Source organism: Actinoplanes sp. NPDC051470 (genome assembly GCF_040682035.1).
GTDB lineage: Bacteria > Actinomycetota > Actinomycetes > Mycobacteriales > Micromonosporaceae > Actinoplanes.
Window position 1 is genome coordinate 1 of sequence record NZ_JBFBAA010000004.1, and the last position, 10,213, is coordinate 10,213.

8 protein-coding genes are annotated in these 10,213 nt (G+C 69.6%); 4 read left to right on the plus strand and 4 right to left on the minus strand.

Going from position 1 to position 10,213, the window contains the following annotated elements:
• Positions 1-1,167, plus strand: a 1,167-nt coding sequence (locus AB0M54_RS09175; protein WP_364470066.1) for a hypothetical protein, incomplete at its 5' end; no start/stop codon positions are given.
• Between the two features lie 180 nt (positions 1,168-1,347).
• On the opposite strand, the gene AB0M54_RS09180 is transcribed toward AB0M54_RS09175, so the two are convergent.
• The 3 genes from AB0M54_RS09180 to AB0M54_RS09190 are packed head-to-tail and all read right to left on the minus strand — an operon-like array spanning position 1,348 to position 2,932.
• The gene (locus tag AB0M54_RS09180; RefSeq protein WP_364470068.1) at positions 1,348-2,310 is read right to left on the minus strand and encodes an NAD(P)-dependent alcohol dehydrogenase; all 963 of its coding nucleotides are present in this window, start codon (positions 2,308-2,310) and stop codon (positions 1,348-1,350) included.
• The gene (locus AB0M54_RS09185) at positions 2,307-2,534 is read right to left on the minus strand and encodes a helix-turn-helix transcriptional regulator (protein ID WP_364316509.1); all 228 of its coding nucleotides are present in this window, start codon (positions 2,532-2,534) and stop codon (positions 2,307-2,309) included. The genes AB0M54_RS09180 and AB0M54_RS09185 overlap by 4 nt, the downstream gene beginning before the upstream one ends.
• The gene (locus AB0M54_RS09190; protein WP_364316506.1) at positions 2,528-2,932 is read right to left on the minus strand and encodes a hypothetical protein; all 405 of its coding nucleotides are present in this window, start codon (positions 2,930-2,932) and stop codon (positions 2,528-2,530) included. The genes AB0M54_RS09185 and AB0M54_RS09190 overlap by 7 nt, the downstream gene beginning before the upstream one ends.
• Positions 2,933-3,041: 109 nt before the next feature.
• Between AB0M54_RS09190 and AB0M54_RS09195 the strand changes: the two genes are divergently transcribed.
• From AB0M54_RS09195 to AB0M54_RS09205, 3 genes are read left to right on the plus strand one after another with little or no spacing between them, the layout of a single operon-like run.
• Positions 3,042-3,683, plus strand: a complete 642-nt coding sequence (locus AB0M54_RS09195) for a TetR/AcrR family transcriptional regulator (protein ID WP_364316504.1) — start codon at positions 3,042-3,044, stop codon at positions 3,681-3,683.
• Positions 3,683-5,419 (plus strand): ABC transporter ATP-binding protein, encoded by a 1,737-nt coding sequence (locus tag AB0M54_RS09200; RefSeq protein WP_364316501.1) that lies wholly within the window; start codon positions 3,683-3,685, stop codon positions 5,417-5,419. Before AB0M54_RS09195 ends, AB0M54_RS09200 begins: the two co-directional genes overlap by 1 nt.
• 58 nt (positions 5,420-5,477) lie before the next feature.
• A complete protein-coding gene (locus AB0M54_RS09205; RefSeq protein WP_364316498.1) occupies positions 5,478-7,436 on the plus strand; it encodes an ABC transporter ATP-binding protein in 1,959 nt (652 codons plus the stop codon).
• 64 nt (positions 7,437-7,500) lie between these two features.
• Here the strand turns inward: AB0M54_RS09205 and AB0M54_RS09210 are convergent.
• On the minus strand, positions 7,501-10,213 hold a 2,713-nt coding region (locus AB0M54_RS09210; protein ID WP_364470070.1), incomplete at its 5' end, for a Calx-beta domain-containing protein.

The window sequence follows — 10,213 nt, forward strand, 5'->3', positions numbered from 1 at the left end:
GCCCCCGGCGTACACCTGGTGCTGGCCCCGCCCAAGGACCTCGGCACGGATACGGCGCGCGTTGCGCCGGGCGGCGCGGCGCTCACGGATGCGGCGCGCGTTGCGCCGGGCGGCGCGGCGCTCACGGATACGGCGCGCGTTGCGCCGGGCAGCGCGGCGCTCACGGATACGGCGCGCGTTGCGCCGGGCGGCGGGGCGGCGCGGCCGCTTGCGGTCAAGGATGTCCATCCGGCCGGGTTCGACAACAGCTGGGTGTCCGATCTGAACGGACGCGGCGAGGCGATCATCACGGCGACGACGGTGGTGGTCTCGGAGATCCAGCCGCCGCGCGCCTTCGTCTGGCGGGCCGGGAAGGTCACCGCGCTCCGGCCGCCGCCCGGCGGCATCGGGGCGCTGGCGCGGGACATCAACGAACGAGGCGAGGTCGCCGGGTTCTGCCAGTCCGCGGCGATCGACGTCCGGCCATGCCTGTGGCGGCAGGGGCGGCCGCTCGCCCTGGCCACGATCGACGGCCGCGGTCAGGGCATCGCGCTGGCGATCAACGACCGGGGCGCGATCGTCGGCGACAACCAGACGCTCACCGGAGGAACCCGCGCCTTCCTCTGGCGGCACGGCGTCGTGACCGACCTCGGCGGCGCCCGCAGCGCCACCGGCCTCAACGAGCGCACCCAGGTGATCGGCGTCCACTACACCCGCGGCGGGCGGCGCGGCTTCGTCTGGGACCGTGGCCGGCTGGCCGACCTGGGCACGCTAGGTGGCACCGAATCGGTGCCGGCCGACATCACCGAGGGCGGGCAGATCGTAGGTACGAGCACAGTCGCCGCGGGCGTCTCGCACGCGTTCCTCTGGCAGCGCGGCCGGCTGACCGACCTGGGACCGGGTGGCGCCGTCGGGGCCGACGAGCACGGCCAGGTCGTCGGGTGGATCACCGGCGGCGGCTGGTTCACCTGGCGGAACGGTGTCCGCAAGGAGTTCGCCGGCACGGTCAGCGGCATCACCGCGCCGGGCCGGATCGCCGGCATCACCCAGGGCCGCGTCTTCCTCCGGCGCGACGGCCGCACCGTCCTGGGTGACCCGGCCGCCGCCGTCACCGCCGTCAACCGGCGCGACCAGCTGGCCGGCTGGATCAACGTGGGCAGCGCCCAGCACGCCGCCGTCTGGAACTGATCGCGGCCTGGCAGCCATCAGGCGCTGAGCCCCCCCCGGTCAGCCCAACCGACCAACTAGTTGGTAGGAAGGGTCCCCAACCGACCGACTAGTTGGTAGGAAGGGGGCAGCGCCAACCGACCGACTAGTTGGTAACCAAGGGCGTCACGCGGGGAGCGGCTACCGACATCGCGAGTCTGCTCAGGGCGTGATGACGAACTTGCCCCGGGCCTTGCCCTCCATGAGCAGGCGGAGCGCTTCAGCGGTCGCAGGGAGGACGAACGTTCTTTCTACCTGTGGGGTCAGCGTGCCGGCGGCGAGCAGGGCCCCGAGCTGCTCGAGGTCGGCCCGGTCGGCCAGGGCCAGCACGGGACGCAGGCGGTGGCCGGTCACAATGTTCATCAGGTTGGCGCGCATCGACCGGGTGGTCGCGCCGCCCAGCCAGCGGCCGTTGTCCTCGCCGCCGATCAGGACCAGGGTGCCGGCCGGGGTCAGGAGCTTGCGCAGGTCGTGCAGGCTTCGCAGGCCGGCGATGTCGAACACCACGTCGTAGCCGGAGCCCAGCGGGTCCACCCGGTAGTCGATCACGGAGTCGGCGCCGAGCGAACTCACCAGCTCGAGCTTGGACGCGCTGCACACGCCGGTCACCGACACGCCGCGGGCGGCGAGGATCTGCGTCAGCATGGTGCCGATGCCGCCGCCCGCGCCGATGACGAGCGCCCGCTGCCCGGCACCGACCGACGTCTTGGCGATGGCCCGCAGAGCCGTGTAGCCCGAGGTGGGGGTCGCGGCGGCAACCTCCGCCGACACCGAGGCCGGGCGGGGTACGACCAGCTTGGCCGACGCCACCGCGTACTCGGCGAACGAACCGTCGGCGACGCCGAACACCTCGTCACCCTCGGCCAGGCCGGTCACCCCTGGGCCGACGCCGACGACGGTGCCGGCCACGTCACGACCGCGGACCTTGTCTCGCGGCGCCCGCGGGCCGAACGCCAGGCGCGCGGCCAGCGGCAGCCCGGCCATCAGGTGCCACTGGCCGGGGTCGACGCCGGCCGCGGCCACGCGCAGCAGCACCTCGCCCGCCCGGGGCTCCGGCTTCGGGATCTCCTCGCAGGTCAGCGCCTCGTACGAGCCGTACCGATGCTGGGTGATGGCCTTCATCATGGTTCGTCCCCCTCGGGATACTGGAAAACGTCGTCGAGCGGCACCCGGAAGATCCGGGCGATCTGGAAGGCCACCTCCAGCGAGGGCGAATAGCGGCCCTGCTCGATGGCGATGACGGTCTGCCGGGTCACGCCGAGGCGGTTGGCCAGTTCGGCCTGGGTCATCTCGTCGTGCGCGAAGCGCAGCGCGCGGATCGAGTTGGTGATGCGGGTCGGTTTCACCACGGGTGGAACCCCCGGCGGTAGGCGAACAGCTTGGCGACGGAGCCGAGCACCGCGGAGAGTACGAACGCCAGGTAGAGCGTGTTGGCGATCCAGAAGTACGAGGTCTCGGCCAGCGACAGGGCGAGCGCCACGACCCCGCCGATGACCAGCATCGACTGGCCGACGGCCTGCCCGAACCGGTCGATCTCGCGGTCGCGCTGATCTTTCTCGTTCGCGCCCTCGGGCCAGACGGCCGTCGCCGCGATGTGTCCGGCGATGCCGGCCAGGATGGCGGCGCCGACCGTCCACAGCATGGCGACCCGGTAGTTCGCGCCGGCCGCGACCACGATCCAGTAGGCCGCATAGCCCACGACCGCGACGCCGCCGAGGATCCAGACCCGTCTCTCTTCCGCTCCCATGTCAAATATTCTATACATGGTGTCAAGAGAATCGGACTTGAAGTAAAAATAAGTAGACCCATGACAAATGTCAGTGGCTGAGTGAGTGCTCGCTCATTAGAGTGTCAGCGTGAACGAGAACCGCCGTCGGCGCGTGCCCGCGCTGGCGCCCGAAGAACGCCGGGCCGCGCTCATCGAGGCGTGCGTCCCGCTGCTGCATGAGCACGGGACGGATGTCAGCACCAAACAGATCGCGGCCGCCGCCGGCGTCGCCGAGGGCACCATCTTCGGCGTCTTCAAGGACAAGAACTCGCTCATCGTGGCCGCGCTGCTGCGGGCCGTCGACCCGCAGCCCGCGCTCGACCGGCTGGCCGCCATCGACCGGTCGCTGAGCCTGCGCGAGCGGCTGATCCAGGCGACCGAGATCGTGCACGAACGGTCGGTGGGCAGCGCCCGGCTGCTCCAGGCGGCCCGGATGCTCGCGATGGCCACCGATCACGCCGAGCAGGCGCACGCCCAGATGCACCAGGTGCGTGAGCGGCTGCACGCGGCGGTCACCGAGCTGATCGAACCGGACGCCGGCGAGCTACGCCGGTCGCCCGGTGAGACGGCCCGGATGGTGCTGATGTTCACCGGCGCCAACATCTTCGGCCCGTACGCCGACCCGGACAACTTCCGGGCCGACGAACTGGTCTCGCTCCTGCTCGACGGCCTCCTGGTCAGCCAGGTCGGCTCCTTGGTCGTACCCATCATCGGGAACGGGGAACAGTAGTGCTGCTCAAGCTCCTACGGACACATCTGCGGCCGTACCGCAGAGACATCTGGCTGGTGGTTGCCTTCCAGCTGGTGCAGACACTGGCGACGCTCTACCTGCCGACCATGTTCGCCGACATCATCGACAACGGCGTGGTCAACGGCGACACCGGCTACGTGATGATGGTCGGCGGCGAGATGCTCGGCATCACCCTGCTGCAGATCGCGGCGCAGATCGTGGCCGTCTACTTCGGCGCCCGCACGGCGATGGCGGTGGGCCGCGACATCCGCGGCGCCATCTTCGACCGGGTGCAGGAGTTCTCGGCCCGCGAGGTCGGCCAGTTCGGCGCGCCGTCGCTGATCACCCGGACCACCAACGACGTGCAGCAGGTCCAGATGCTGGTGCTGCTGACCTTCACGCTGATGGTGTCGGCGCCGATCATGTGCCTCGGCGGCATCCTGCTGGCGCTGCACCAGGACGTGCCGCTGTCCGGGCTGATCCTGGTCATCGTGCCGATCCTGATCCTGCTGGTCGGCCTGATCATCCGGGCCATGCGGCCGCTGTTCCGCACTCTCCAGGTGAAGATCGACAACATCAACCGGGTGATGCGCGAGCAGATCACCGGCATCCGGGTGATCCGCGCGTTCGTCCGCGACGATCGTGAGCAGCAGCGCTACCACGACGCCAACGCCGAGGTGACCGACGTGGCGCTGCGGGTCGGCAAGCTGATGGCGCTGATGTTCCCGGTCGTCCTGCTGGTGGTGAACCTGTCCAGTGTGGCCGTGCTGTGGTTCGGCGCGGGCCGGATCGACAGCGGCGACATGCAGATCGGCGCGCTGACCGCCTTCCTCAGCTACCTGATGCAGATCCTCATGTCGATCATGATGGCCACCTTCATGTTCGTGATGATCCCGCGGGCCGAGGTGTGCGCCGAGCGGATCGAGGAGGTGCTCGACACCGAGTCCTCCGTACGCATCGCGGCGAAGCCGATCACCAGCCTGAACCTGCACGGTGAGCTGGAGTTGCGCGGGGTCGAATTCCACTACCCCGGCGCCGAGTCCCCGGTGCTCTGCGGCGTTTCGCTGGCCGCCCACCCCGGCGAGGTGACCGCGGTGATCGGCAGCACCGGCTCCGGGAAGACCACGCTGCTCAACCTGGTGCCGCGGCTGTTCGACGCCACCGGCGGCACGGTGCTGGTCGACGACATGGACGTGCGCGAGCTCGACCCGGGGCTGCTGTCCCGGGTGGTCGGCCTGGTCCCGCAGCGGCCCTACCTGTTCACCGGGACGGTGGCTTCCAATCTGCGGTACGGCAACCCGGACGCCACCGACGACGACCTGTGGGCGGCGCTCGAGGTGGCGCAGGCCCGCGACTTCGTCGAGCGGATGGACGGGCAGCTCGACGCGCCGATCGCGCAGGGCGGCACCAACGTCTCCGGCGGCCAGCGGCAACGCCTGGCGATCGCCCGGGTGCTGGTGCACAAGCCGGAGATCTACCTCTTCGACGACTCGTTCTCGGCGCTCGACTACGCGACCGACGCGGCGCTGCGGGCGGCCCTGGCCGAGCAGACCGCCGACGCCACTGTGGTGATCGTGGCCCAGCGGGTCAGCACGATCCGCGACGCCGACCGGATCATCGTGCTCGACGACGGCCGCGTGGTCGGCGAAGGCACCCACTCCGACCTGATGGACACCAACGAGACGTACCGCGAAATCGTGTTGTCCCAGCTTACTGAGCAGGAGGCCGCGGCATGAGCGAGCGGAGCGAGTTCATGATCGCGTCCTTGTTCTTCTCAGGTTTTGGAGGCACAGCGTGACCGCTCCTAATCGCAGGCCCGCTGGGCCGCCGATCGGCGGGCCCGGGCGGATGATGATGGCCGGCGGTCAGCCGACCGAGAAGCTCAAGGACTTCCGAGGATCGCTGCTGCGCCTGCTCGGCCTGCTCAAACCCCATCGGGGCATGGCCGCCGCGGTCCTGGCGCTGGGGATCACCAGCGTCTTCCTGACCGTGCTCGGCCCGCGCCTGCTCGGCAAGGCCACCGACATCGTGTTCTCCGGCGTCGTCGGCAAGATGATCCCGGCCGGCGTGACCAAGCAGCAGGCGGTCGACAACCTGCGCGCCCGGGGCGAGACCAACCGGGCCGACCTGCTGTCCGGCATCGACTTCGTGCCGGGGCAGGGCATCGACTTCGACCGGCTGATGCACATCCTGGCCTGGGTGGCGCTGGTCTACGTGTTCGCGTCGGTCTTCGCCGCGTTCCAGGGCCGGCTCGTCGCCACCCTGGTGCAGCTGGTGGTCTTCCGGCTCCGGCAGGACGTGTCGAACAAGCTGTCCCGGCTGCCGCTGTCCTACTTCGACAAGCAGGCCCGCGGCGAGGTCCTGAGCCGGGCCACCAACGACACCGACAACATCGCGCAGACGCTCCAGCAGACCTTCGCGCAGCTGATCACGGCGTTGCTGACGATCATCGGCGTACTGGCCATGATGTTCTGGATCTCGCCCCTGCTGGCGTTGATCGCGCTGGTCACCGTACCCGTCTCGATCTGGGTGACCACCCAGATCGGCAAGCGGTCGCAGCCGCAGTTCGTCAAGCAGTGGGCGACCACGGGCAAGCTGAACGGGCACATCGAGGAGATGTTCACCGGGCACTCGCTGGTGAAGGTCTTCGGCCGGCAGCACGAGGCGGTGCAGACCTTCAAGGAGCACAACGACGGCCTGTACGCGTCCAGCTTCCGCGCGCAGTTCGTGTCGGGACTGATCCAGCCGGCCATGATGTTCATCGGCAACCTGAACTACGTGCTGGTGGCCGTGGTCGGCGGCCTGCGGGTGGCGACCGGCTCGCTGTCGCTGGGCGACGTGCAGGCCTTCATCCAGTACTCGCGGCAGTTCAGCCAGCCACTCACCCAGGTGGCGAGCATGGCCAACCTGGTGCAGTCCGGTGTGGCGTCGGCCGAGCGGGTGTTCGAGCTGCTCGATTCGGACGAGCAGTCGACCGACCCGGCGCACGTCGAGATGCCTCCGGTACGCGGCCGCGTTGCCTTCGAGGACGTCTCGTTCCGGTACGCGCCGGACACCCCGCTGATCGACGGTCTCTCGCTGACCGCCGAGCCGGGGCAGACGGTGGCCATCGTCGGCCCGACCGGCGCCGGCAAGACCACGCTGGTCAACCTGCTGATGCGGTTCTACGACGTGACCGGCGGGCGGATCACCCTGGACGGGGTGGACATCGCGAGCATGCCGCGCGAGCAGCTTCGCGAGCACATGGGCATGGTGCTCCAGGACACCTGGCTGTTCGGCGGCACGATCGCCGAGAACATCGCGTACGGGGCGGACTCGTTCGTGCTCGAGGACGTGCAGCGGGCGGCCGAGGCGGCGCATGTCGACTCGTTCGTGCGGATGCTGCCGGACGGCTACGACACGGTGATCGACGAGGAGGGCTCCAACGTCAGCGCCGGGCAGAAGCAGCTGATCACCATCGCCCGGGCCTTCCTGGCCGAGCCGAGCATCCTGATCCTGGACGAGGCGACCAGCTCGGTCGACACCCGCACCGAGGTGCTGATCCAGCGGGCGATGAACTCGCTGCGGGCGGGCCGGACCAGCTTCGTCATCGCGCACCGGCTGTCGACCATCCGCGACGCCGACGTGATCCTGGTGATGGACTCCGGCGCGATCGTCGAGCAGGGCACGCACGACGAGTTGATGGCGGCCGGCGGCGCGTACGCCCGGCTCTACTCGGCCCAGTTCGCCCAGGCCACGGCCGAGGTCGACTGACACCGGGAGACAGAAAGGAACCGGGGGCGGCCGATCGGCCGCCCCCGGTTTTGTTACCGGTAGATCAGCGCACGCGGACCGGCTTCTCCACCGAGGTGCCGAGGAGCGTGCCCCACGTGGCGTTGGCCGCGATCGTCGCCCGGAACGTGATCGTGGTCCCGGACTTCTGGCCCTTCAGCGCGTAGGCGAAGGTCTTGGCGGTCCCGGCGGTCGTGCCGGTGATCACGTTCGACCAGGTTCCGTTGGCGTTCTTCCGCTGGATGGTGACCCCGAGGCCGGCCTGCTTCGGGTTACCGGCCACGGTCAGGTTGACCACCCCGGCCGTGGTGGACGTCGCGGTCAGGACGGGCACCTGGGTCACCCGCACCAGCACTGCCTCCGAGGTGGCGCTGCCCACCCGGGCCTGCAGGTAGTAGCCCATGTCGAACGGCACCGACGCGACGTAGATGCCGTACACGTTGGCCGTGGCGGTGTCCGCGAGGAACCACTTCGTCGGGGTGGACGCGGCCGCGGCGTAGATCCGCACCTGCGCGCCTTCCCTCGCCTTGCCGGTGATCGGGATGGCGCCCGTGCCCGCCCGGCTCGGCGGGGCGGTCAGCGTCGGATCCGCCTCGTTGTCGTTCTCGTTGATCTGGACCTGACCTGTGTCCTGATCGATCCCGACGCCCTTCGGCAACGCGTTGAGCAGGGTGACGGAGAAGCTCTGCGACGGCTCGTCCACGGTGTCGTTGACGATCGGCACGTTGGCGCTCAGGTCGGTGACGCCCGGCTCGAAGGTCAGCACGCCGGTCCTCGACAGGTAGTCGTAGCCCGCCCTGGCCGTTCCGTCAGCGGTCTTCCAGCCGACCGACAGAGTCTGCTCGGTCGACGTCGCGTCGCTGTCGAAGTTGAGCTTGACGTGCACGTCCACCGTTTCGACATCCTCGTCGATCGTCGTGGTGTCGTCGATCGCGACGGTCGGCGGCAGGTCGTTCGGGTCGTCGTTGATCCGGTAGTTGGCGGACACTGACACGTCCGCGTCGGCCGTGTCGGTGGCCCTGATCCGGAAGAACTCGGCCGGCTCGTCGATCTCGTCCTGGTTCAGCGTCACCGTGCCCAGGGTGAGCGGCTTGACCGGGTAGTAGCCGCCCGGAATCACCCCGGAGACCTCGTTGTCGGTGTAGTCCTCGCTCTCGGCCGGGTTGACCTCGGCCGAGCTGTCCGCGTCGAAGGCCACATCGAACGGTAGATCCCGCTGTGCGACGCCGGTGACGGTGGCGCGGATCTGCAGATCGGTGCCCTCGCTGCCGGACGACCCGGTCAGCTCGATCGTCGGCCGGGCATCGTTGTCGGTGATGGTCAGGTCACCGGAGTCGGACTGCCCGGCCACATCGCTCTCACCGGTGACCGGCGACACGGTCAGCGTCGCCTCCTCGTCGCCCTCGTAGGCGCTGTCGTTGGCGACCGGCACCGGGATGGACACCGTCGCCGAGCCGGCCGGCACGGTCACCGTGGTGGCTGGTTCGGTGAAGTCGTTCTGCCCGGGACCGGGCACGTTCACGCCGTGCGTCGCGGTTCCGTCGTTGACCGACACGTCGAAGGCGACCGGCTGGGTGGTGATCGACGACAGGGTGATCGTGAAGTTCGCGTTCCCGGACGAGCCCTCGGCGAACGACGCGTCGGAGATCGAGAAGGTCGGCTTGCGAGTGCTGTCGTCGTCGTCGATCGTGACCGTGGCGACGTCGGCGCCGAGCGCCACCCCGGTCGGGCCCGGTTCGGTGATGGTCACCGTGAAGTCCTCGGTCCGCTCGAAGATCAGGTCGTTGATGATCGGCACGGAGATGTTCTTCGCGGTGGTCCCCGCCGGGAACGAGACGCTCGCGTTGGTCACGGCGGCGGTGTAGTCACCCGGCGCGTGGGCGGTGCCGTTCGCCGTGGCGTACTTGACCGTGACCGTCTTCTGGGTTGAGTCGGCGTCCTCGCTGTCGGTGAAGTCGAGGGTCACCGGCACCAGCGCCGGGCCCGCGTTCTCGCCGGCGGGCTGGGCCGGGCTGTCGATACCCACCGTCGGCGGCAGGTCGTCCGGGTCGTCGGTGATGGTCAGCCAGGACGGGGCCGGCGTGCCGGCGCCGGTGAGCGAGACACGGATCGTCTCGTCCCACTCGTCGGCCTTGTCGTTCAGGAGGCTGATCGTGCCGAGCGGGACCACGGGGCCGTGCAGACCGGCCGGCAGGGTGGTCACCAGACCGGTCTTGGTGAAGTCGCCGGGCTCCGCGGGATCGCTGCCGGACAGGTTGGCCGCACCGACCGCCGTGACGGTGATCGGGTACGCATCCTGCGCCACACCGGTCATCGCACCCTGCACCGCGACCGAAGCATTGCCCTCGGCGGCGGAACTGACGCCACTCAGGGCCGTGATCACCGGCGCCGCGTCGTCGTCCTCGATGGACAGGGTGGCGGTCACCGGCGACGGTGCGTCGACGGCGTCCAGCTCACCGGCGGCGACCACCACCTTGACCGTGGCGGTCTCGGTGAGCTCGTAGACGTCGTCGTTGTTGATGGTGATCGGGACGACGGCCGAGCTGGCGCCGGCCAGGATCGTCACCGGTACGGCCGGCGCCTCGAAGTCGTTCTTGCCGGGCACGTTGGACTGATGCGTGGCCGTGCCATCAGTGACGGTCACCGTGACGTCGACGTCCTCGGAGGCCGGGCGGTCGAGCTGGATCGTGAAGCCGGCGGTGGTTGTCACACCCTCCTTGACCGTGGTCACCGGGGCGGCGAGCTGGTTGAGGACCGGA